Source organism: Calothrix anomala FACHB-343 (assembly GCF_014696435.1).
Lineage (GTDB): Bacteria > Cyanobacteriota > Cyanobacteriia > Cyanobacteriales > Nostocaceae > Aulosira > Aulosira anomala_A.
Window position 1 is genome coordinate 23,456 of sequence record NZ_JACJQG010000008.1, and the last position, 25,202, is coordinate 48,657.

14 protein-coding genes and 1 tRNA gene are annotated in these 25,202 nt (G+C 41.5%); 9 read left to right on the top strand and 6 right to left on the bottom strand.

Annotation, left to right across the window (positions count from 1 at the left end; all coding sequences use genetic code 11):
* Positions 1-19: 19 nt before the first annotated feature.
* Together H6G08_RS05955 and H6G08_RS05960 are read left to right on the top strand one after the other, a co-directional pair.
* On the top strand, positions 20-1,081 hold the full coding sequence (locus H6G08_RS05955) for a serine/threonine protein kinase (protein WP_190539609.1): 1,062 nt from the start codon (positions 20-22) through the stop codon (positions 1,079-1,081).
* A gap of 722 nt (positions 1,082-1,803) precedes the next feature.
* Positions 1,804-4,893, top strand: a complete 3,090-nt coding sequence (locus tag H6G08_RS05960; protein ID WP_190539611.1) for a WD40 domain-containing protein — start codon at positions 1,804-1,806, stop codon at positions 4,891-4,893.
* A 636-nt stretch (positions 4,894-5,529) separates the two neighbouring features.
* On the opposite strand, the gene H6G08_RS05965 is transcribed toward H6G08_RS05960, so the two are convergent.
* Both H6G08_RS05965 and H6G08_RS05970 read right to left on the bottom strand, forming a co-directional pair.
* Entirely contained in the window at positions 5,530-6,300 is a 771-nt protein-coding gene (locus tag H6G08_RS05965; protein ID WP_190539613.1) for a Uma2 family endonuclease, read from the bottom strand.
* A gap of 229 nt (positions 6,301-6,529) precedes the next feature.
* Positions 6,530-8,134, bottom strand: a complete 1,605-nt coding sequence (locus tag H6G08_RS05970; RefSeq protein WP_190539615.1) for a TonB-dependent receptor — start codon at positions 8,132-8,134, stop codon at positions 6,530-6,532.
* A gap of 538 nt (positions 8,135-8,672) precedes the next feature.
* On the opposite strand from H6G08_RS05970, the gene H6G08_RS05975 reads away from it, so the two are divergent.
* The 4 genes from H6G08_RS05975 to H6G08_RS05990 all read left to right on the top strand — a co-directional run bounded on the left by H6G08_RS05975 (position 8,673) and on the right by H6G08_RS05990 (position 13,824).
* Positions 8,673-10,253: a FecR domain-containing protein gene (locus H6G08_RS05975; protein ID WP_190539617.1), complete on the top strand. Its 1,581-nt coding sequence runs from the start codon at positions 8,673-8,675 to the stop codon at positions 10,251-10,253.
* Between the two features lie 211 nt (positions 10,254-10,464).
* Positions 10,465-11,844: a glutathione-disulfide reductase gene (gene gor / locus H6G08_RS05980; protein ID WP_190539619.1), complete on the top strand. Its 1,380-nt coding sequence runs from the start codon at positions 10,465-10,467 to the stop codon at positions 11,842-11,844.
* Positions 11,845-11,894: 50 nt separating this feature from the next.
* Positions 11,895-12,548, top strand: coding sequence for a YqiA/YcfP family alpha/beta fold hydrolase (locus tag H6G08_RS05985; protein WP_190539786.1), 654 nt, complete (start codon positions 11,895-11,897; stop codon positions 12,546-12,548).
* 145 nt (positions 12,549-12,693) lie between these two features.
* A complete protein-coding gene (locus H6G08_RS05990) occupies positions 12,694-13,824 on the top strand; it encodes a histidinol-phosphate transaminase (protein ID WP_190539621.1) in 1,131 nt (376 codons plus the stop codon).
* A gap of 12 nt (positions 13,825-13,836) precedes the next feature.
* Here H6G08_RS05990 and H6G08_RS05995 read toward each other — a convergent pair whose 3' ends face one another.
* Together H6G08_RS05995 and H6G08_RS06000 are read right to left on the bottom strand one after the other, a co-directional pair.
* A complete protein-coding gene (locus H6G08_RS05995) occupies positions 13,837-14,391 on the bottom strand; it encodes a hypothetical protein (protein WP_190539622.1) in 555 nt (184 codons plus the stop codon).
* Between the two features lie 943 nt (positions 14,392-15,334).
* Positions 15,335-15,952 (bottom strand): GNAT family N-acetyltransferase, encoded by a 618-nt coding sequence (locus tag H6G08_RS06000; RefSeq protein WP_096647755.1) that lies wholly within the window; start codon positions 15,950-15,952, stop codon positions 15,335-15,337.
* 1,067 nt (positions 15,953-17,019) lie between these two features.
* Between H6G08_RS06000 and H6G08_RS06005 the strand changes: the two genes are divergently transcribed.
* From H6G08_RS06005 to H6G08_RS06015, 3 genes are all read left to right on the top strand, one after another.
* Positions 17,020-20,553, top strand: coding sequence for a response regulator (locus H6G08_RS06005; RefSeq protein ID WP_190539624.1), 3,534 nt, complete (start codon positions 17,020-17,022; stop codon positions 20,551-20,553).
* Between the two features lie 74 nt (positions 20,554-20,627).
* Complete coding sequence (locus H6G08_RS06010; protein ID WP_190539626.1) at positions 20,628-21,719, top strand: cell envelope integrity protein TolA; 1,092 nt, start codon at positions 20,628-20,630, stop codon at positions 21,717-21,719.
* 60 nt (positions 21,720-21,779) lie between these two features.
* Positions 21,780-21,850: transfer RNA gene (locus H6G08_RS06015), tRNA-Gly, on the top strand.
* A gap of 437 nt (positions 21,851-22,287) precedes the next feature.
* On the opposite strand, the gene H6G08_RS06020 is transcribed toward H6G08_RS06015, so the two are convergent.
* Both H6G08_RS06020 and H6G08_RS06025 read right to left on the bottom strand, forming a co-directional pair.
* Entirely contained in the window at positions 22,288-23,616 is a 1,329-nt protein-coding gene (locus H6G08_RS06020) for an ATP-binding protein (protein ID WP_190539628.1), read from the bottom strand.
* A 205-nt stretch (positions 23,617-23,821) separates the two neighbouring features.
* A complete protein-coding gene (locus tag H6G08_RS06025; protein ID WP_190539629.1) occupies positions 23,822-25,108 on the bottom strand; it encodes a tellurite resistance TerB C-terminal domain-containing protein in 1,287 nt (428 codons plus the stop codon).
* Between the last annotated feature and the right edge of the window lie 94 nt (positions 25,109-25,202).

Below are 25,202 nucleotides of genomic sequence, written 5' to 3' on the forward strand. Positions count from 1 at the left end.
ATGAGTGTGGTAGTTATCTATGGAACTTGATGTGCGCAATGGATATCAAGGGGATATACCCTTTAATAAATATCCAGACTTTTCTCAGCATGGCTATCAAGTTCTCCAAGAATTAGGACGCAATCGGGAAGCAGGACGTACTACTTATTTAGCGCAGACAATCAAGACTAATCAAAAAGTAGTAATTAAAGAGTTTCGGCTTACCCATGCGATTGCTGATTTGTCTGGTGTAAAAGCTTATGAACGAGAAATTCAGATTCTGCAACAACTAAATCATCCCCAGATTCCCCGCTATCTCGATTGTTTTGCAACAGCAGGGAATTTTTATATGTTGCAAGAATATAAAAACGCTTTATCTTTAGGATTACAACGGAAATTTGAACCGGAAGAAGTAAAGCAAATAGCGATTTCTCTATTAGAGATTTTAATGTATCTGCAACAGCGAGTTAACCCAATTATTCATCGGGATATTAAACCAGAAAATATTTTAGTTGATGAGAAGCTTAATGCTTATTTAGTAGATTTTGGTTTGGCACAGAACCAAGGTGAAAAAATGACTCTCAGCAGTTTAACAGAAGGAACACCAGGTTTCATATCACCGGAAGAATATTTTGGTTATTCTCTCACCGCCGCATCAGATTTATATAGTTTAGGAGTAACTTTGATTTGTTTAATCACTCATACTCGCGCAGGAGATATTCATAAGTTAATTAATCCCGAATATCGCGGGAATTTTCAGCATAAATTATCGCCCAAAATCAGCCCATACTTTAAAGCTTGGTTGTTAAAGATGGTGGCACATAAACGCCAGCATCGCTATGCAAATGCAGCCGCAGCCTTAACAGCTTTGAAACCGATTGCAGCAATTGGTAATGGTACTGCTTTAGAAACTTTAACGGCTGCTGTTAAAAGTAGAAAAAAAAGTTTTGTCTTCGGACTCGCTACTTTAGGTACTTTAGCATTAGCTGGGAAAAATTTAGCGATCGCACAATCAGCAGTTATCAATACACAAGTACTAGAAGCAAGCGATCGCGCCAGTTTAAACTCCCACTTAAATCGTTTACAGAAAACTAGACATTAAATCAACGAGTTTGCTGTAATTATAACTATAAATTCTCATAAATCACTGTAGAGACACAATATTATTTACTTGTGTCAAATTAACGTAAAACTCAATTACCGCAAGGAACTGAAGTTCCTTGCTCATAGCCAAAGTCATCTCAAGATGACGAGATATCCTCAACATCTTTAGTCTACTTTAGTAGACTTGAGCTATGAGCCTGAGAATTCATTCTCAGGCGGTTAGGAAATTTAGAGCAAAGTTATTTCTAGCTTCGGTTAAGACCAATCAATTTACTGTTCAAATCCTGTATTTTAGGACAATGAACAGCATTATCACAACAAAATCTTAGTTTAGAACTCGGCGTTTCGCGTTCCGAACTCGAAGTTTTATATTTTGAACTTGGCGTTTCGCGTTCCAAACTCGAAGTTTCATGTTCCGAACTCGGAGTTTCGTGTTCCGAACTCGAAGTTTCATGTTCCAAACTCGGAGTTTCGTGTTTTGAACTTGAAGTTTCATGCTTTGAACTCGGAGTTTCCTATTCCGAACTCGAAGTTTCCTGTTCTGAACTTGTAGTTCCTTCTGCCCTCTGCCTCCTGCCTTCTGCCTTCTAAAAAATACGGAGATTTTTTCAGAAATTAACTCGGATTTCTCTGTAGAAAATATTTTTGCGATCGCGTGGGAATTAAAATAAGTCCTAATTCCTAATTGATATATCTCATCTGCCATCCCGCCTAGAACTTATGACAAAGTACCAGTATCAAGTCGGGGGAAGTTTGCCCCAAGATGCACCAACTTATGTCAGACGACAAGCTGACGATGACATCTATGCAGGCTTGACGCAGGGTGAGTTTTGTTATGTCCTCAATTCGCGGCAGATGGGCAAGTCTAGTTTGCGGGTGCAGGTGATGCGGCGCTTACAAGATGAGGGGTTTGCCTGTGCTGCTATTGATATTACCGCGATCGGGACAGCAGATATTACCCCAGAACAGTGGTATGCGGGGGTAATTGATAGCTTGGTGGGAAGTTTGAATCTTTATACCAGCTTTGATTTAGAAACTTGGTGGACTGAGAACGGTTTGCTGTCGCCTGTGCAGCGTTTGAGTAAGTTTCTGGAAACGGTATTACTCAAAATAATTACTGAGAAGATAGTAATTTTTATTGACGAAATCGACAGTATTCTCAGTCTTGCGTTCAACCTTGATGATTTTTTTGCCGTAATTCGCGACTGCTATAACCGCAGAGCCACCCATGCTGATTATAATCGCCTGACTTTTGCTTTGATTGGGGTGTCTACCCCCTCAGATTTAATTCAAGATAAACAACGCACTCCTTTTAATATTGGGCGGGCAATTGATTTAACTGGTTTTCAATTGCATGAAGCGGAACCTTTAGCGCGGGGTTTGGCGGCGGTGGGCGATTCTGGGGAATTGATGCAGGCGGTGTTGGCTTGGACAGGGGGACAGCCGTTTTTGACGCAGAAGGTTTGTAAGTTAGTAGTGGGGGAAGGAGGCAGGGGGCAGGGGGCAGGGAGCAGGGGGCAGGGGGCAGGGAGCAGGGGGCAGGGAGCAGGGGGACAAGGAGAAGAAGAATCTAAAATCCAAAATCCAAAATCCAAAATTGAATTGTGGGTTGAGGATTTGGTGAGGCGGCGGATTATTGAGAATTGGGAGGCGCAGGATGAGCCGGAGCATTTGAAGACGATTCGCGACAGGATTATGGCGAGGGGGGAAGAGAGGACTGGCAGGTTGTTGGCGTTGTGTCAGCAGATTGCGCAGCAGGGGGAAATTGCGGCTGATGATAGTGCTGAACAAACGGAGTTGCGGTTAACCGGATTGGTGGTGAAGCGGGATGGGAAGCTGCGAATTTATAACCGGATTTATGCTGAGGTATTTAAGCAAGAATGGAGTGAAAAGCTTTTGGCAAAGCTGCGCCCCTATTCTGATGCTTTTAATGCTTGGGTGGAGTCGCAACAACAAGATGAGTCGCGGTTATTGCGGGGAAAGACTTTGCAGGATGCTCAAGAATGGGCGACGGGTAAAAGTTTAAGCGATTTGGATTATCGGTTTTTGGCTGCTAGTCAGGAATTAGAAAAGCGCGATGTGCAAAGGCGTTTGGAAACTGAAGAACAGGCGAAGCAAGTTTTGGCAGAGGCGAACCGCAAAGCTAATCGGCGGATTCAAGTTGGTTCTGTGGTGCTGGGTTTGGCGGTGGTGGGGGCGGTAGCATCGTTAATGTTGGCTCAATATCAATTAGGGCAAGCACGAGTAGCTGATGAAGAGCGAAAAATTGCTTTAAAGGCTACCAAATTAGAACAAGATGGCACAAATGCGTTGCGAGTGTTTGATACTTCAGGGGAAATAAAGGGTTTGCTGTTAGCAATGCAGGCAGTAAAAACCTTAAAAACTTTGGTCAAGGATAAACAACCTTTAGCAGAATATCCGGCATACAGCCCTTTGTTTAATTTACAGAAAATTGTATTTGATATTCGCGAACAAAATAGTTTAGAAAAGCATACCGATTCGGTCAACAGCGTCGTCTTCAGCCCCGATGGCAAAACTTTAGCTTCCGCCAGTGGTGACAACACCATCAAATTGTGGAATCGGGACACGGGCAAAGAAATTTCCACCATGACTGGGCATAGCGATTGGGTCAACAGCGTCGTCTTCAGCCCCGATGGCAAAACTTTAGCTTCCGCCAGTGGTGACAACACCATCAAATTGTGGAATCGGGAGACGGGCAAAGAAATTTCCACCATGACTGGGCATAGCGATTGGGTCAACAGCGTCGTCTTCAGCCCCGATGGCAAAACTTTAGCTTCCGCCAGTGTTGACAACACCATCAAATTGTGGAATCGGGAGACGGGCAAAGAAATTTCCACCATGACTGGGCATAGCGATTCGGTCATCAGCGTCGTCTTCAGCCCCGATGGCAAAACTTTAGCTTCCGCCAGTGGTGACAACACCATCAAATTGTGGAATCGGGACACAGGCAAAGAAATTTCCACCATGACTGGGCATAGCGATTCGGTCATCAGCGTCGTCTTCAGCCCCGATGGCAAAACTTTAGCTTCCGCCAGTGGTGACAAGACCATCAAATTGTGGAATCGGGAGACGGGCAAAGAAATTTCCACCATGACTGGGCATAGCGATTCGGTCAGAAGCGTCGTCTTCAGCCCCGATGGCAAAACTTTAGCTTCCGCCAGTGGTGACAAGACCATCAAATTGTGGAATCGGGAGACGGGCAAAGAAATTTCCACCATGACTGGGCATAGCGATTCGGTCAGAAGCGTCGTCTTCAGCCCCGATGGCAAAACTTTAGCTTCCGCCAGTGGTGACAAGACCATCAAATTGTGGAATCGGGAGACGGGCAAAGAAATTTCCACCATGACTGGGCATAGCGATTCGGTCAACAGCGTCGTCTTCAGCCCCGATGGCAAAACTTTAGCTTCCGCCAGTGGTGACAACACCATCAAATTGTGGAATCGGGAGACGGGCAAAGAAATTTCCACCATGACTGGGCATAGCGATTGGGTCAACAGCGTCGTCTTCAGCCCCGATGGCAAAACTTTAGCTTCCGCCAGTGTTGACAACACCATCAAATTGTGGAATCGGGAGACGGGCAAAGAAATTTCCACCATGACTGGGCATAGCGCACCTGTCAACAGCGTCGTCTTCAGCCCCGATGGCAAAACTTTAGCTTCCGCCAGTCTTGACAACACCATCAAATTGTGGAATCTGAGTCTTGATGATTTATTAGCGCAGGGTTGCAGTTGGCTGAAGGTTTATTTTATTACCCATCCTGATGAGGCGAAGGTGTGTCAGGGGAGGTAGGGGGAAGAGGGAGACAAGGAGGACACACTTCGGCTGCGCTCAGTGACTGGGGACAAGGAGGACAGGGGAGCAAAGCACGAATGCAATAGGTCGTAGGGGCACGGCACCGATAAAATTATGTAATGCACCGAAAGATTATGGATGCCGTGCCCCTACAATTGGTCTGAACGCCAAGGGTATTTGAAGATAAATGTAGAGTAAAAAGCGATCGATTAGTAATTTAACAAGGCAATTTCTGTTCTGAACTCGAAGTTTCTTGTTTGCAACGAGAATGTTCCTGTTCTGAACTCGAAGTTTCTTATTTAGAACGAGAATGTTCCTGTTTGGAAGGAGAATGTTTCTGTTCTAAACAAGAATGTTCATGTTCCGAACTCGAAGTTTCGTGTTCGGAACTCGGAGTTTCGTGTTCCGAACTCGGAGTTTCATGTTCCGAAGCTATTCGATGAGACTTTTTATCTGAGAGGAAGCGTAGACTTGTCTTGTCGTAGGGGACTTACAAAAAATAAATTACCCATATTTCGTAGTGCGAGCATCTTGCTCGCTTTTGAACACCAGCGAGCGAGACGCTCGCACTACAAATTTATTGGGTATTTAAAAAAATGCATGTCCCTAGACATCGCGCTTCTTTCCCACAACTTAAATATCCGGTTCAACTCCTAAAGCTTTTAATTGGGCGGCTAATTTTTCTAAACGTTGTTGAGCTAATTCTTTCTCTTGGCGTTCCTGTTCAGCTTGCTGTTGAGCTAATTCCTTCTCTTGACGTTCCTTAGCTGCTAACTCCGAACCCCAAAGCAATAATTCCCCTGCTTCATCCCACCAACGCAACCAGAAACCCGTGCGATTTTCCCGAACTCCTTCCCAGATACCCAAAAACAGACTCATCTCAGGAATCCAATAACGCTGATTCGCATCTGCTGGTTGCAGTTGATAATGTCCAGAATTATCAAGGCGATAAAATTCTAACACTCCGCCATCTGGTTCAAAAATGGCATAATTTGGTATTTTTAATACTTGTTCATAATAAAACCATTTACCAGGCGGATAGGTTGGTTTGCTGGAATACTCGCTACCTTCCGTATCCGAGATAAATTCCATGACAATTACTGGTATATCGCCCTGGAGTTGTGGCGTATAACTCCGCTTAACTTCTTCTCTTGACACCCTAATTGCTGGTACATACCCCCAATCTGGCGCTTTAACGACGATTCGCCCATTAACAGTGGCGCAAATACCGTAATTAGTCGTAGTTAAAGCATTAGCCGATAATTTTCCAGCTAATTCTAAGCTTTCTGTAAGCGCTGCGGCTAAAAGCGGCTGATTAATATTGTCCACAGGTTCATCGTCTAATACAAAATCATCCGGTAACTTTTCCCAGGTAACTTGGTAAGCGGCTGCGTTAGCTAGCATAATTCGGTTAGGGGCTAGGGGCTAGGGGCTAGGGAAGGGGGACAAGGAGGACAAGGGGGACAAGGGGGACAAGGGGGACAAGGAGGACAAAGAATTTTAGATTTTAGATTTGCGATTTTGGATTCTAATATAAATCTAAAATCCAAAATCCAAAATCCAAAATTGTTTCAATGCCCAATGCCCAATGCCCCATGCCCAATGCCCCATGCCCAATGCCCCATGCCCATCTTCAAAACTGACCTAATTGCAATCTATAATTCAAACTGAAGAACCAAGCATCAAAGTTAATATTTTGTGACGTAGAATCCCCAAAACTCACGCCGCCCTGGAGATTCAAACTACTATCCTTCGACACGCGATAATTTAAATGCCCAAATAACCGATGAAATTGGTCTTCTCGCGCATCTGGGCGATTGGTAAAATCGGAAAAGTTGAACTGGTAGTTAACTCCGACTTGTAGCGGTTGTTGCAAGTAGTAGCTTAAAGATAACCATAAGGAGTTAACGATCCGACTGCGGTTATCGGGATCGGAGAAGTTGAAACTCAATTCATAGAAGCTATCCACGAATAATTTAGAACTGAGGGGATCTCGTCGTCCTAAAGACAGCCTGACTGTATTTTCATTCAAAAAGCGATCGCCTGCTTTAAAGTTATTCCCATTGTTGGCATAAAACAAATATTGATTACTCCAACTGAGTTCGCCATACATCCGCCGCGATAGCTGGCGATACAAACTCACGTTAAATCGCAATTGATTGTAATCATAAACTGATTGGTCAAAGTAATGAATCTGATTAGCATCAATCGATCCACTTATAAAAGTCTTAGGATTTAAAGGTAAATAACTAGAAGCTAAAGTTAGCCCATAAAAAATTAAGCTATCTTGTATCGGGTCAACACTAGCAGAAAAAATATTACTGGAATAAAAGTAACCCAGGCGGGCTTGTAGAGAACCTATCGGTTTAAACCGAACTACAGGCTTTTCTTGTGGTATGGGTGGCTGTTGTTCTAAAGGCGGTGGAGTGGGTATTTGTCTGGGTTTTACCCGCAATCCCAATTCTAAATTCCCTAGATCTGGTAAAGACTGTGTTTGTTGTTGCAATACCTGGATTAAATTCTGGAGTCTTTGATTGTAATCACTCTGGGGAGTATCTAAAAGTTGCTCTATTTGTCCTGGAGAAGGAATAGGAACATTATTACCCGGTAAGGATTCTAACGGTGGCGGATCGCTTTGCTTTTGCAAATCGCCAGTATTATCATCGTTGGGTGTATCGGGTTGAGGGTTATCGGGTTGTGGGTTATTGGGTTGTGGATTGTTTGGATTTGGTGATGCTGGTGCTGGTGTTCCATCACTCACCCTTTGTGACAGTAAACTTTTTAAACCAATCGATTGTTGACATATATCAACTGGACAGTTGCTAGCAGTCGCTGACTGTAAAGACTGATTTGACTCAGAAAATTTCTCACTCTCTATATCTTCTGGCTGAAAACAGCTTTCCCCCTGACTAAACTCAGCCATATCTATCTGCTCAGGAGGAGAAATATTTGGTTCTAGCTTGATAGATGAGTAAATGCGATTTGTCTGTGCTAACTTCCGCAGTTCCGAATCCGATCCCAGAACATTAGTTACCTCTTGTCCCTGTTGCTGACATTGCCGTTCAGCCTTCTTTGGGCTTTCTCCCAATGCTACCTGCTGCGGAGGTTCCCCTACAGTTGGCGACTCTACATGAGTATTTTCAGCCCATGCTGTATCTAATTTGGTGCCTAGTTGTACTACACCATTAGTAGTGAAGAAAATCGCAAATAAAAAACTTTTCCAGCCCTGGGGTTGCATCTTTGATGGCGTTGATCGCGTTTGGCAAACGTAGATTCACAAGCAGACTCGGAAATTCCCAATAGTAATTTTAAATTCCCGACCAACTCATCCCTGATAATCAATTGCTTTTAGTACAGCAAAATGTAAGTACACCGAGCGTTTAACATTTAACAAAATCCGCCGCTCAAAGTCTTTCCAGTTTTTGATTTGGGACTTTAAACTGCCGCAGTTGCCCATAAGGCTTGACCACAAGCTAGCGGTAATAGTTTTCAAAACTTAATTGCAACATTCAAGAATACTATATATTATCTTTATACTTATTTAACTCAAAATTTAAAGATATTAATTTTTTATATATTTCTAGATATTTATATACTAAGCTTAAAACTATCATGATAATATATCCGCTCGTTTCATTAAAATCCGCTAATCGAAGTTAGCATTGCAACTGACTTAAAGTTTAAGTAAAGTATAAAAAATAACTAAATTATCGATTGCAGCGGAAAATGAGTCTTTAACTAAGTTGATAGCGAAAAATTTTTTGAGTTCCTAAATTATGTTGCCTAAATTTTTCCCACTTTTAGCAATCAGTTTATGGGGAGTTGTAGTGTTACCTTGGTCACAACCAGTAAATGCAGCTACACCCTTGACAAGAGCAGAAATTAGAGATCTGCGAAACTTAGTCCAGCTAATTCCTAAAAATAGTCCTAAGAGGCGTCCAGCACGCAAATTAGATCCCATGACTCCTGGTGATGGATTATCTACAGGACGCGCATCCTTAGCAGATTTACGCTTTAACGATGGTTCTTTAGCGAGAGTTGGGGAACAGGCGATATTTCGGTTTTTACCGAAAACTCGTAATTTTCGCTTATCTAATGGCACAGTTTTACTGCTGATTCCCCCAGGAAGGGGACAAACACGGATTCACACACCAAATGCAGCTGCTGCAATTCGCGGTTCAGCATTATTTGTCCGCTACGACGAAGCTACGGATACCACAATCGTGGGTGCATTGACAAATAGTGGTATAGAAGTATCTAACAAGCATTCTCAAGGTAGGGTACTAGAAGCTGGACAACTGATGGTAATTGTCAAAGACAAAATCCAAGGGTTGTACGATTTTGATTTAAGAACTTTTTATGAAACTAGCGATTTAGTCAGAGGGCTGGATTTAACTAGACAAAATCTTGCACCAACTCCCGATCCTGCGATCGCTAGCGTTCAAGCTGAAACATCAGCCGCCCTAGCTACACAAACCCCAATAGCTAAGGGTGACGGAGTCCTAGAAAATCCATCATTCTTACAGCTAACAGCCACGTCTTCATCAGAAGCTGAATCTTCAGCCAGCAACGATGACGAAAATACCAGCACTAGCAGTAGCAATCAAGAGGAAGCTAGCGTCAACCCAAGTCAAGAGAATCTGAATGTAGACTCTCTTGTGGACACAGGGGAAGTCCAAGTAACTGGGCAGTTAGGTAACAATACTAACAATACTAATAACAATAGTATAAATATTCCTCAACAACCTCAGCCCAATAACAACCCAGGCAATAACACCGGGAACAACCCAGGTAATAACACCGGGAACGACCCAGGCAATAACACCAATAACAACCCAGGTAATAACACCGGGAACAACCCAGGTAATAACACCGGGAACGACCCAGGCAATAACACCGGGAACGACCCAGGTAATAACACCGGGAACAACCCAGGTAATAACACCGGGAACGACCCAGGCAATAACACCGGGAACAACCCAGGTAATAACACCGGGAACGACCCAGGTAATAACACCGGGAACGACCCAGGTAATAACACCGGGAACAACCCAGGCAATAACACCGGGAACGACCCAGGTAATAACACCGGGAACAACCCAGGTAATAACACCGGGAACGACCCAGGTAATAACACCGGGAACAACCCAGGCAATAACACCGGGAACGACCCAGGCAATAACACCGGGAACAACCCAGGTAATAACACCGGGAACGACCCAGGCAATAACACCGGGAACGACCCAGGCAATAACACCGGGAACGACCCAGGCAATAACACCGGGAACGACCCAGGCAATAACACCGGGAACGGCGGACAACCTGATTTACCTGAAGACGACAGACCAAGCACATAAACATGAAATCAAAGGTGTAACCAGCGAGGAAAGCAGTCTAATACTGCTTTTCAAAGCAAAGTCCCCTTAGTCCCCATAAAAGCATCTGCTAAGGCTAGATTAAATCAAGAAAGGAAATTACTGAGGTTGCTAAATTATCTTTTGTACTCCAATCTAATCTGCCTTGTAAGTCTTCAGAAGCTTAATTGTTGCGACAGAAATAGAGAAATTTATGACATTTGATTACGACTTGTTCGTTATTGGTGCGGGTTCAGGGGGTTTAGCAGCTTCTAAGCGCGCTGCTAGCTATGGGGCGAAAGTGGCGATCGCAGAAAATGATCTAGTTGGCGGGACTTGTGTAATTCGCGGTTGCGTTCCCAAAAAACTCATGGTGTACGCTTCCCATTTCCCGGCGCTGTTCAATCATGCAGCAGGTTATGGTTGGCAAGTCGGGGAGACAAAATTAAATTGGGAGCATTTCATTACATCCATAGATAAGGAAGTACGGCGATTATCCCAATTACACATTAGCTTTTTAGAAAAAGCCGGAGTCACTCTGATACCCGATCGCGCTACTTTATTAGACACCCATACTGTAGAAGTTGGCGATCGCAAAATTACAGCCGATAAAATCTTAATTGCTGTCGGTGGGCGACCTGTAAAACCAGATTTACCGGGGATGGAATATGCTATTACCTCTAACGAAATCTTTCATCTCAAGGAACAACCAAAGCACATAGCCATTATTGGTGCTGGTTATATCGGTACAGAATTTGCTTGTATCATGCGCGGTTTAGGTTCCCAAGTCACGCAGATTATTCGCAAAGACATAATTTTGAAAGGTTTTGATGAAGATATCCGCACGGGAATTCAAGAGGGAATGGTAAATCATGGTATTCGCATCATCCAAAATAACGTGGTGACTGCAGTAGAAAAAGTGCCGGAAGGTATCAAGTTAACATTGTCAGACGAAAATACAGAACCAATAATTGCTGATGTATTTCTCGTTGCTACCGGTCGCATTCCCAATGTAGAAGGCTTAGGTTTAGAAAATGCTGGGGTAGAAGTTGTTACCAGTAAAATGGATGGCCCCGGATACAGCACCGCACAAGCGATCGCAGTTAACGAATACAGTCAAACTAATCAACCCAATATTTTTGCTGTGGGTGATGTCACCGATCGCTTAAATTTAACACCAGTCGCCATTGGTGAAGGACGCGCCTTTGCAGATAGCGAATTTGGCAATAATCGCCGCGAATTTAGTCACGAAAATGTCGCCACAGCCATCTTTGCTAATCCCGAAGCCGCTACAGTTGGTTTAACAGAAGCCGAAGCCAAAACCAAGCTAGGTGATGAAGGTGTGAAAATTTTCCGTACCCGCTTCCGGCCGATGTACTACAGTTTAACTGGTGCCCAAGAAAGAACCATGATGAAGTTAGTAGTGGATGCGAATACCGACAGAGTTTTGGGCGCACACATGGTAGGAGATAGCGCCGCCGAAATTATTCAAGGTATCGCCATCGCCGTAAAAATGGGCGCAACCAAAAAAGACTTTGATGCTACTGTGGGTATCCATCCCTCAGCCGCCGAAGAATTTGTCACAATGCGGTAAATTTTGTACAGACGCGATCGCGTCTGTATATAAAATACTCGCCAATCAAAATTTTGCATTACATCTACTTACACGGCTTTGCTTCTAGCCCAAATTCTGCCAAAGCACGAGATATGCGCGATCGCTTTGCCAGAATTAACACTACAATCAAAATTCCCGATCTCAACGCTGGTGATTTTTCTCACCTCACAATCACTCGTCAAATCGCTCAAGTTCTGGCAGAATTTCCCCGTGATTCTCAGCCACTAACCTTAATTGGTTCCAGTTTAGGTGGTTTAACTGCAGCCCATATTGGGCAAAAATCCTTACAAGTACAGCGTTTAGTCTTATTAGCACCAGCCTTTGGGTTTTTATCCCATTGGTTAGCAAAACTCGGAGAAGAAAAAATCCAACGTTGGCAACAAGAGAAATATCTCCCGGTGTATCACTATAAAGAAGGACGAGAACTGCCATTACACTACGATTTTTTAATAGATGCTGCCCAATATCAAGAAAATGGATTAAAACGCCCAATTCCTACCTTAATTTTGCATGGAACCGAAGATGAAGTCATTCCCATATCAGCTAGTCGTGAATATGCGCGATTGCGTCCTTGGGTAGAGTTAATCGAACTCGACAGCGATCACAGTTTGGGAAATGTCACAGAAGAAATATGGCAAGCAATTCACCGCTTTTGCCAATTACCCGAAAGCTGTAAAATTTGAAAAATTAGTCATTTGTTAGAGACGCGATAACCCTTGTCTTTACAATTGTCAGTTGTTAATTGTTTTACTCATCAGCAATAACTATTGACCATTGACCATTGACTTTTGACTCTTACTCAATGCCCCATGCCCATAAACTAAACTTATGCTTCCCTTCATTCGGTCAGATTTAGCTCAGTTTACAGCTTATAAACCACACCCCAGCAGCGATACAGCCGATGCAGTCGCTACACAATTCGATCGGCTAGATACTAATGAAAGTCCTTACGATTTACCGCCAGAGTTAAAAGAGAAACTAGCTTGGACTTATCAGCAAGTAATTGAAACAAATCGTTACCCCGATGGCGGACATGAAACACTCAAAGCTGCGATCGCTGATTATGTGAATGAGTCAGCAAATCTTTCATCATCTGCTGTCACTGCTTTGAATATTTCTGTGGGTAATGGTTCGGATGAACTGATTCGTTCTTTGTTAATAGCTACCTGTTTAAAAGGAGAAGGTAGTATTTTAGTTGCTAATCCCACCTTTTCTATGTATGGGATTTTAGCCAAAACCTTGGGTATTTCTGTAGTAGAAGTTGGCAGAAATACAACCAATTTTGAAATTGATTTAGCCGCCGCAAAATCTGCAATCGCTCAAACCCAAAACCCTCCGATTCGGGTAGTTTTTGTCGTCCATCCTAATTCTCCCACCGCCAATTGTTTAACAGCAGCAGAGTTAGATTGGTTAAGAAGTTTGAGTCCAGAAATTTTAGTAGTAATTGATGAAGCGTACTTTGAATTTAGCCAAACTACCTTAGTTGCAGAATTATTACAACGTCCTAATTGGATTATATTACGCACCTTTTCTAAAGCTTTTCGGTTAGCAGCTTTGCGTGTCGGCTATTGTGTCGCCCATCCAGATGCGATCGCCATTTTAGAAAAAGTCCGTTTACCTTATAATCTCCCTAGCTTCTCTATCGCTGCTGCCTTAGTAGCTTTACAAAACCGCCAAATATTACTCGCATCAATTTCTCAAACCCTAACTGAACGGGAGAAATTAATCCAGGCGTTGTCACAATACCCAGCTTTCCAAATCACACCTAGCGCCGCTAACTTTATCTACCTGCAGATTGCTCAGAACACAGCTTTACAAAATCTTCATCAAAAGTTGAGACAATCTGGTACTCTGGTTCGCTTACTTCCCCAAGGATTACGAATTACAATCGGTACTCCAGATGAAAACGCCCGTACCCTCAATCGGATACAGGCTGCTGTGACAAATCTTGCATTTTAATTATCAACTTACTTAGTAATTAAATCTACTCTCTATACCACCGCCCAAACGGCGTACCACACTCACCGTTTGTGGCAACACACCTACTAACATAGCAAAAGTAATATCTGGTAAACTAGCTACAGTTTCCAGAGGAAAGTATTGTTCAAATTGATCGAGAATCTTTTGCACTCTTTGATGAGGTACGGGATTTTCTGTAATTTGCTTAATTAAGCGAATCCATTGCCGCCTAATTAAATAAGCTTTCTGGCGCTCATCATAGGATTCGGGAGTTAATAAAGACAAATTACCAATAGCTAAAACCCCTTGGCAATCACAATCATATTCTCCGCCAACAGCAGCCCCAGGGCCAGCAAACTCAGCGTGATAGCGTTTAAAAAGAATTAAACCATTCCGTTTGCGACTATTGACGATAAACACTTTTCCACTATGCAGTAGTGTGAGGATATCCGAGCCTTGCGATTGCTCAGTTCCATCTGGCATGACAAGATAGTCAATGAAAGTGGTTTCAGGATAATAAGTTGATACCATAGGAATCTGATAGCGTTGGCATTGTTCGCTATCCATGTTTTTTTAGATTGGCAAATAATTGACTAGTAGTATGCACTAAAAAACGTAACTTGTTGTTCAATCAAATGAAATTTTGATTTTTCTTATTATTAGGAAGCCTTGCGTAAATTATGAATTAAATAAATTAGATTGAACAATTGAGTTATTACATTCTATGAAATTTAACTTGATTTGTCTCCTGTTTATAATGAACTTTTTTTAAAGTTTTTATAAAGATGAATCTCGTAAATACAAAGTTATGATGAGGAAATAATATTTTAGCCAAATTAATTTACTGTATTATATTCTTTATTTATCTTAATGTATCCATTATGTAGTATAACAACCCAGAAATAAATTAGCCATGAGGAAGAGATGAAAATCTGCCTCTTAGCTAGTTGTCTATTCTACCTATTCTAGTAGATATTTGCCCAAATTAGCTGTTAGAGCTTGAATAACGATAATTTAAAATTATTAGTAAATAAATCGAACCTATCAAGAAATTCTATTTTAGAATTTTACTGACAACCTCTTTATTACCGAGGATTTATCATAAAATTTCTGGTTATAGAGTTTCTAATTGTGAATGCAAACACCTTTATTTGCAGGTTAAATCTTCAGAATTATCAGCTTCCATCCTAGTTTCAACTAGATGAAATCTATAGTAATCCTATTTGATAGATGAACAAAAAGGACAAAGAAGATAAGGAAGACAAGGAGGATAGGCATTTGTCAATTAGACTTCTGGCAAAAGTCTTGGTTTTCTTTTTCTGTTTTGCGTCTACCCTGCCTTAAGCTGCTCTGCGTCTATGGGTGATACAAAAAAATATTTATGCAAGAGACTCCATGAGCTACGCTCACAAAGAACAATAAAAATCGATCTTCTCTAATCTAAGCGCCCCTATTTCTCAAGCTAGCCCTTAGCCCCTAGCCCCTAGCCCCTAGCCCCTAATTATCCATCTCAGGCGCTAACATCATTGCTCAGATGTTTGTGCAATAAAATCTGATTTACAGATTTTGGCCAAAATAAATTCCAATTAGATTCTACCTTATGAACTCTGTACCCTAACTTGCAATAAAGTTGCCTTGCTTGATGATTATTTTCTAAAACATGTAAATATAAATCTTGAAATCCCCATTCTTGAGAAACCTTTTCGCAATTTTTTAGTAACCCTGACGCCAAGCCATGCCGACGATATTGTGGTCGAACAGCTAAATTAGACAGATAGGGAAAACTTCTGCCAGTATGTGCCCAGGAATGACTAAACCGTACACCTAATTCTACAGTTCCCACCAGGTTATTAACTGTATCTTTAGTAGTATCAGCAGCAACTAGGCAAATATGATGAGGCGCAGGTGATGCCAAGCGGTGCTTCAAATCTTCATAAATACCCAAACGTAGTAATGGAAAAGCCCATCCCCAGATACCCTGTTGCGAGTGGAAACTTTCAGTAATGATTTGGGCAACTCCATATAAATCGGCAGGTGTTGCTGCACGGATCTGAAATTGGCACTCAGACAGATCCGCAGGCATTATTACTGGCTCTTGGCGGTATGTGTTAAAAAACCAGGATGTCAAGGCTAGTTTACTATTAATTACATTTAGGGGAATTTTTCTCAAATATCCTCAAATACTTTACTACTTTCTGAAAACTCTCAGCAAACGATCGCTTTGATGCACAAGACAGGACAAATTCTGCTGTAAGCGCGCCACTAATCAATTGTAGTGGTCAACTGGAGAACATATTCCTTACTCAATATAATGTATCCTAACCAAAATAGAATATTTCAACTACAGCGATCGCCATCATATAGAAATTTAAGTAAGTGTAGCTAGGGGCTAGGGACGAGGAAGACAAGAAATTTTAGATTTTGGATTTTAGATTTTAGATTGAAATCCAAAATCGCAAATCTAAAATCCAAAATTGTTTCATGCCCTCGTTGTGTGATTGATCGAATGAGGGGCTAGCTTGAATAGGACTTACGCACAAACTACGGAAGAATCAAACCGCGAAGACACGAAGGACACGAAGAAATAAGAGTTTCAAAGGTATTTTGCGTAAGTCCTGTTGAAAATAGCGTTGACTATTGACTATTGTACAGACGCGATTAATCGCGTCTCTACTGACTATTGACTCTTCAGCGATATTTTCTCGTTAGGGACTAACTTGAGGAATTATGCTAAATATAGGTATAAATTAATATCAGAGTATCAGCATTGTCTGATTCTGAGAATATTGCTGACTTTCTCCTGCCGATCATAAATAAAATTTACCTAAAAGTGTTAGTGCAACTGCTGTAACGGGAAAACTTAATATGCAGCTACAGATGGATTTTTCAGCCAGCCTTGAGTGCTGTATGTGTATAGTGTTTTGACGCTTCTCGCTGGAGGTGAGGAAAGATTTGGTAAGCATCGACTCTGTAAAACTAAAACTAAATCACAAAGCAATTGCCTTGCTTCAGAGTGAATGGCAATCATTACCAGTCATTGAGGCGAATTATTGTGAGTAAATGCTTTAACACTCAGCACTCAAGTAGCCATACAGCCTTATTCGTCAAAATGCTCTGCTCTTACCTGACTCAGAAACATCCCTGTCTGATCAGATTATTCTTTATCCAACTGCCGTTGCAGCAGGAAAGCGGTGCATGAAATCCCAACAAGCAAACAGTAAGCCGAAAATATTGGTTGTTGATGATGAACCCGACAACCTTGACTTGCTTTACCGCACCTTTTATCGCGATTACAAGGTGCTAAGGGCAACTTCTGGCCCGGCCGCATTGGATCTGCTGGCACAAGAGGGAGAGGTCTCTGTGATCATCTCCGATCAGCGAATGCCAATCATGAGCGGTACAGAATTTTTGAGCCTGACAGCGACTCAATATCCAGATATTATCCGGATTATTTTAACGGGCTACACCGATGTCGAAGACTTAGTGGAAGCCATCAACGCTGGTAAGGTCTTCAAATATGTTACTAAACCCTGGGAAGCAGAAGAACTTAAAGCCGTAGTCCGCCAAGCTTTGGATACTCATAATGTCCTCAAAGCTCGTACTCGCGAACTCACACGTACACTGCGTCAGGAATCACTACTAAATACTGTTACGAATACAATTCGTAGTGCTTTAGACTATCGGCAAATTTTGCAAGCGATTGTCGATACAGTAGGTCATATGTTGGAAGTGGATGTATGTTTGTTGCGTCCCTTTCAAGATGGACAATTGGTAGATGAAGGATTTATTTATCAGAAAACTGCTTCTGGAGAAGTGAAGCAGGAAGCAGATAATTCTTCTGCTTTATCTGGTGATGCTTTGCTGTCGCCATCTTTATTAGCTGAGACTGTCTGGGAAACTCGCGAAGTCCAAGTAATTCATCATGTAGCCGATGATGAACGCATCCAAGGCGATCGCGCTGAACTAGAACAACGCAGAACCGCTTTTACGGCGGCGAAGATTGACTCTAGTTTGATTGTGCCGCTAATTTGCCAACAAGAACTGATGGCAGTATTGGCATTACACCAATGCTCCGAATCCCGAATTTGGAAGGAAGAGGAAGTACAGTTGGTGTTGATGGTAGCAGATCAGGCGGCGCTAGCTTTATCTCAAGCTTATACTTACGAGCAAGTACGTGCTTTAGCTAAACGAGAAGCACTAATTAATACGGTTACTACGGCGATTCGCTCTAGCCTCGATCCGCAAGATATCTTTGCTGCGATTACCGAACAACTTGGACAAGCCTTACAGGTGAATGGCTGTGTTTTATCTTTATGGACAGAGGAAGATGAATTTGTTCAATGTGTAGGATTGTATGACAGTTCTCAAGATTTAGACAGTAGCATTCAGTCTGTCCAGGAGCAAATTTTAAGTAAGAATCATCACTATGTAGCAGAAGAATTACCTAATTCCCAAACGCCAATTAAGGAAAATCCGATTCTGCAGGAAATTTTGCGCACACAAGAACCTGTGGTAATTGCTGATATGAGCAATTGCCCTGTAGAAATTAGAGGATTTGATTTACCTTTGAAAAAGCCGGCGCGATCGCTCATGGTTGTGCCATTATTGGCTGATGGTAAATGTATCGGTAGTATTACCCTCAGAGAAGGTAACAAATCACGCCGATGGTTGGCTTCGGAGATTGAACTGGCTAAAGCAGTAGCAGCACAAGCAGCGATCGCTGTACAACAATCACGTTTATATCAAAAAACTCGCGACCAAGCCGAACGCTTGTTGCAATTAGATAAACAAAAAACCGAATTTTTCCAAAATATATCTCACGAGTTTCGGACACCAATTACCTTAATTCAAGGGCCTTTAGAATCAGCAGTTAGTAATGGTGATGGATTATCTTACGCTCAAAGTGCGATCGCTTTGCGTAACTCCCGGCGATTGCTCAGATTAGTAAATCAACTACTAGATCTACAACGCCTAGATGCGGGGAGAATGCAGCCTAGTTTCCGTCCCTACGATTTAGACGAATTTGTCAGTCAAATTGTTGAATCTTTTCGTCCCTACTGTGAGAAAAAAGGACTGCATCTCATTACTGATTTAGATAAATGTCCTCAAGTTTATTTGGACATGGAAAAATTTGACAAGGTTGTTTATAACCTGCTGTCAAATGCGATGAAGTTTACTCCCGAAGGGGGGACAATCGCCGTTAGGTTAATATCTCAAGGTAATAGTTGCATTTTACAGGTACAAGACACGGGAATTGGTATTGTTAAAGAGCAAATTCCCTACCTATTTGAGCGGTTCCGCCAAGCTGAAGGTTCGGAAAATCGCTCTTATGAAGGTAGTGGTTTGGGTTTGGCTTTAGTCAAGGAATTAGTAGAACTGCACGGCGGTAAAGTCACTGTAGAATCAGTTTACGGTGAAGGTACAACCTTTACACTGCGGTTGTTGGTTGGTAGCATTCACTTACCAGCAGACCAAGTGCAGGATACACCTTGTGAAGTCAATACCAGTCGCGCCAGTGTAGAATTGGCAGATTTAGAACTAGTAGAGCCAATTGGAGACAATATCGGCAATTTACCATTAGAAATATCAGCAAGTGCTGATTCTCAGGAGCCATCAGTAAATAATAATGGTCATCATCCTAAATCTGCACATGCGATTCTGGTAGTAGATGATAACCCAGACTTGCGCACCTATGTATCTGAGATTATTCGCAACAATGGCTATCAAGTCCATACAGCGCGTAACGGTGCAGAAGGATTACAGATAGCGCAAAAAGTGTTACCAAGTTTGATTATTACTGATTTAATGATGCCTTTGGTGACCGGATTAGAAATGATTCGGATGATTCGTCAGGAAGAAAAACTCAAAGGAACGCCAATCATTTTGCTGACAGCTAAAGTTGATGAAGAAACCCGGATTGAAAGTACAGAACATGGTGCGGATGCTTATTTAGCTAAACCATTTAATGACAGGGAATTACTAGCAGAAGTTAGAAATCTCTTGGCTTTAAAGGAAAATGAACGTCGGGTATTAGAGTTAAATACTTATCTCACAGAATCTGTATTAAAACGCTTTTTACCGCCTGTATTGGTGAAAAAAGCAGCAACCGGAGATTTAACCTTAGATTTGCGACCAGAACCGCGCTTAATCACAGTTTTATTTAGTGATATAGTTGGTTTTACTCAATTAGCAAATACTCTGAGATCTCGCAGAGTAGCCGAGTTGCTCAATGAGTATTTAGAAGGTATGACCAAGGCTGTGTTTGACAATGGTGGCACTGTGGATAAATTTATGGGAGATGCTATCTTGGCATTATACGGAGCGCCAGAAGAATTAACACCCAACGAGCAGGTGCGCCGTGCGATTAATACAGCTAGAGCAATGCATCGTTCTTTAGATCAGTTGAATCAACGCTGGCGCGATCGCGGTATCTTTGAGTCTAATGGACATTCTGGTGTCAAATTCCGTTGTGGTATCCACCAAGGTACAGCCGTGGTAGGTATGTTTGGGAGTGCTGAACGTGCTGATTACACTGCTATTGGGCCGAGTGTCAATATTGCAGCGCGGTTACAAGCTGCAGCTATTCCCGGTACAATCTTAGTCTCTGCGGCTGTAGCCGATTATTTACAGGATGAAGAAATTACCAAAGTCAGTCCCTTAGAACTTAAAGGAGTAGATGAAACAGTTCTTACCTTCTCTGTCTCTGCGGATGTTATGGCTAATCGCTAAAATTAAACTGGATTTGGAAGCGTTACTCTGGTAAAGGATAATAGCGCCCAATCAGATCCAGTTTGAAATTTAATATGACACCATCAGTTGCAGATCAAACTTCAACTCTAGCAAAGGACTGGAGACGACATACAGACCCACCTGGTTTGTGGGTAGCTGTAGTCATAGGTTCATTGAGCCTGCACTTAATAGCGTTCTGGTTGATTCTCTCTTATCAATCCAGTTTATTGCGGCGACAGCAAAGTCAAGCCGCGATTCCGATTGAAATTGTCGAAATTGCGCCGCAACCGAAATCAACAATTAAACCAAGAGTAAAAGTACAACCTGCTACCTCTCCACCAAAATCAGTACCATCAAAGCCTTTATCTAGCAATCAAAAATTACCAGTTACAACAAAACCCACCGCTACTAATACTGAAGAGAAAAATGCTGTAGCGATCGCACAGCAACGCCAACAAGAATTAGCTGTACAAAAACAGCGCGAATTAGCCGCACAACAGCGCCAACAGGAATTAGCCGCACAAAAACAGCGCGAATTAGCTGCACAACAGCGCCAACAGCAATTAGCTGCACAAAAACAGCGCGAATTAGCCGCACAACAACGCCAACAGGAATTAGCTGCACAAAAACAGCGCGAATTAGCCGCACAACAGCGTCAACAGCAACTAGCCGAACAGCAACGCCAAAGAGAATTAGCTGAACAGCAACGCCAACCAGAATTAGCCTCACAAAGTCCACAAGGGGGTCAAGAAAAGCTACCACCTCCACCTACACCTCATTCTAGTGGAGGGTTGTTTGCGCGTTGGGTTCCTTTGAGTGAAGCAGAACAGAGAGGAATACCATCGCGATCGCCTATACCAGAGGATTTGAAACTAGCTGAACATATTGGTACGAACGAAAAAAAAGTTGAATCAATTTATATCAACAGCAACCTAGATTTGCCTGTAGTGGAGTTTTTAGTATCGTTAGTCATTGATAACACTGGTAAGTTTATCGAAGCTGACGTGATAGATCCAGCAATCCCCAAAGCACAAAGAAGTGATTATGAGCAATATGCTAATGATGTGTTCCAAGGGGAGAAATTTCAGCCAGCCTACTACCCTGACGGCAGGACACCACCAGAATTAACCAATCGATTTGTGCGTTTGCGAATAGAACGCCAATAGCTGAGATTGAGTACTTGAATTATCGCGATCGCTGTGCTATTATTATAAAGTTGGAAATCTGCGGGCGTAGTTTAGTGGTAAAACTATAGCCTTCCAAGCTATTAATGCGGGTTCGATTCCCGCCGCCCGCTTATTCAGTAAAACCCCTGAGAGTAAAGACTTTCAGGGGTTTTTTAGTTGTTCTAGATAGTAGAAGCAATGGTACATATATACTATTAAAAGTGTAAAAATTGGGGTAGTTTGGGTGTAAATTGGGTGTAAAACAATTAGAACAAATATACTAATAACCTATGTAATCCTAGACCTAAACCCTGAACTGTTCACGCTAGAAATTTGCGTTTTGCAGATCCTTTTAATTGGGATGCTGTTTATTTCAATAGTTGTTGCAGTGAAGAAGTTAATACTATAGACACCCCTACTGCACCCAAAATTTCAATCATTATTACTGAATTTACTCCAAAAAGGGAGAGAGCGGCAATCGATGGCTGTAGTTTTCTCCCTTTCCTACAATTATTATTATCTTTTGCTGGGATGTTTTATTTTTTGTAAGTCCCTAAATTTGCGTAATTTACAAACTAAATTCTGCTGCATTATCCTCATGTAAAGTTGCATCTTTACCTACAGCAGTAGGCTTAAATGTAGAGCCATGAATTAATTCTGTAAATGCTATTTGTGGATTGTGATGCAAAATATTTAATACGCTGATAAAATCCCTAACAATCTCTCCCGGTGTGAGTAATGCATCTGCACCTAAACGATTGACAATTTCTTTGACAAATGCATTTAAATCTCGATTCGTTAAAGTTTTTTCATAACCAAAATTTACAGCATGAATTTCGCTTATCCGTTGCAGTAATGCCAGTATTTCATCTTGGCTTAGAGGGTTGAGTCTAATTACCGGGCCTGAATATTCTTGAACGCCTGCTTGAGTAACAAAGCGGCTTTCTTTGGTGCGTCTGCGCCAAGCTTGATCTGCAAATAAGCCTCGATTTGGGTCTTCTAAAAACTTTGTAGTTCCACCAATCAAAATACCTAAATGTTCGGCTTTACACTGCATGGTATCGTTAAACATTGCCAGCAGTCTATTATAATTTTTCTCTCTGGTAACTGTTGTGGATATTTGATATAAATGTACGGATTCATCCAATAAAATTAACAGACCTTTATAGCCAATTTCGGCAACAAATTTCGCCCATAATTTGATGTAATCATACCAACTATCATCATCAATGATGACACGCACCCCTAAAGCAGCTTTAGCTTCAATTTTGGTGGTAAATTCGCCGCGTAACCAACGCATAGCGGCGTTTTTTAAGGCATCATCATCTAAGCGGTAACCACGCCAATAGGCAATAATGACGCTACCAAAATCAAAACCGTGAACTAAATCTTCAATATACTGAACTACTTCTCTAATTTTGGCTTCTACTTGGTCATCAAAACCTTCATCATTAGGGCGTAATCCACTTTCTTTGGCTACTTCTTGTTGGATTTTATTAATCCATCCTTCCAAAATGGAAACTAATGCACCACCATCAGGACGAGTTTTGGTAGCAAGACGACTCATCAATTCACGATAGCTTGCTAAACCTTCGTTATTGCTTCCTGCTAGACGACGTTCTGAGGATAAATCAGCATCAGCGACAACAAAACCTTGCTCCATTGCGCGGTTGCGAATTAGTTGGAGGATGAAGCTTTTACCGGAACCATAATTACCAATGATGAACCGAAATGCTGATACCCCTTCTGCAATATCATCGAGATTCTGTAATAGGCTTTTTAGTTCTAGTTCCCGACCCACTGCTATGTGTTCAACTCCTAGTCTGGGTACTACTCCGGCACTAAGGGAATTAATTAAAGCAGTGGATATTTTTTTCGAGATTTTGAGCTTTGCCATGTAGTTGATCTCACCTGATTTTGAACGCAGAGGCTAACAGCTTGCAAGTTAATTCAGGTATATTCTATACCTATTAAGTAATTTTACAACGGTATGAATGATTTGATTAATTATAGCAATTGGCTATGAGTTAAGATAATTAACTTGTTCGCAACTGTCAAGAATGCAGAAGACTCAAAGAAAATAATAAATTTTGCGGCTTGATTTATGGTTGTGAAGGATAATTTTGATAAAGAGCGAGCATTTTCTTGACGTTAATTATATGTTCGTGATAAATTTCTGGATTTTCTGCTCTTGGATCGATGATTAATTCGCCTAAAGTATCATCGGCTTTATCATTAATTGCATCAATTAACAGATTAGGCATGGTAATATTTGCTTCGGCTATCTGTTTAATGGTATCGCGAGAATTTTCTTGTTCTAAAATAGCTTTTAATACGGCAATTTCATAATCTGGTAGTATCTGGAAAAAATGCATCCATTCTTCTGGTAATTCCTCAGATGTATTTGATGCAATATCTACAAATGTTATGGGTTCAATTAGTTCTTCAAAAGGAAATACTTCAGGAAGATTTTCTTGGGTATCTTCATGTATTTTATCTGGTAATATTTCTGGGTTAAGGGTTTCAATTTGTTGGAGTAAATCCCAAACATGGCTTTGTAATAGGTCGCGTTCTTGTTGTAAGAGTAAAATTTGCCCTTGTAGGCGATTTAGTTCTGCTTGCTGTTCAATTATTTGAGTTTGGAAATCACTTAAGTTAGATTCTATATCTTCTCTGTTATTTGTTGTACTTAGGAGTAGTTGATTTTTCTGGCTAATCTCAAGCTCTAAATTTTGCACTTGCATTCGGAGTTCGTAAATTTTTTCTTCTATTTGTGGTTTTAGTCTACCTAATAAGGTGACATTATTTTCAATTTCGGCTTTTTCTTCTTGGAGTTCGAGAATTTGAGTTTGTAATTGATTTATTTCTGAGCGATATACATTACAATTCAACTCTAAACGTCGTTTCTCAGAAGTCAGTGTCGAAAATGATGTATTTACCTCGGCTTTATTTTTATCTAAGTTATGAATTTCTGTTTTTAGGGCATTAATTTCATTTTCTAACTGTTTTTTCTGCCCAGCAAAGGTACTAAGTTCTCTATGGATACTATCTCTTTGATTGCGGCATTCTGTAACTTGAGTTTGCAGTTTTTGAAAGTCGTTATATAATGCTAGGCGATGCTCTTCAATTTGGCTAATTTCTCTGGCAATGCGTGATTTTAATCCTTCTAGTTCTTTAATCCGTTTGCGCAGGGAACTTAAGACAAACATTTCATAACTTTTGCGCCGTCTATCTACACAAAAGGCGGCTGAATATGTAGCAATTAAAGTAATGATGCCTGTAACGAAAGCTTTAGTATAATCCCAGTTAGGGACAAGACTAAGACCAAAACTTACACTAAAGGCAACTATTCCTAGAAACAAGCGATTACTTACTATTGCTGATTGCATATTGCTTACTTTTAGCCTAGTTAAGTTGTCTAAATCAGTATTTCTTACGGTCATTAACTCTCACTTTGTTTGTTTAAAGTCTGAGGTTGTGATT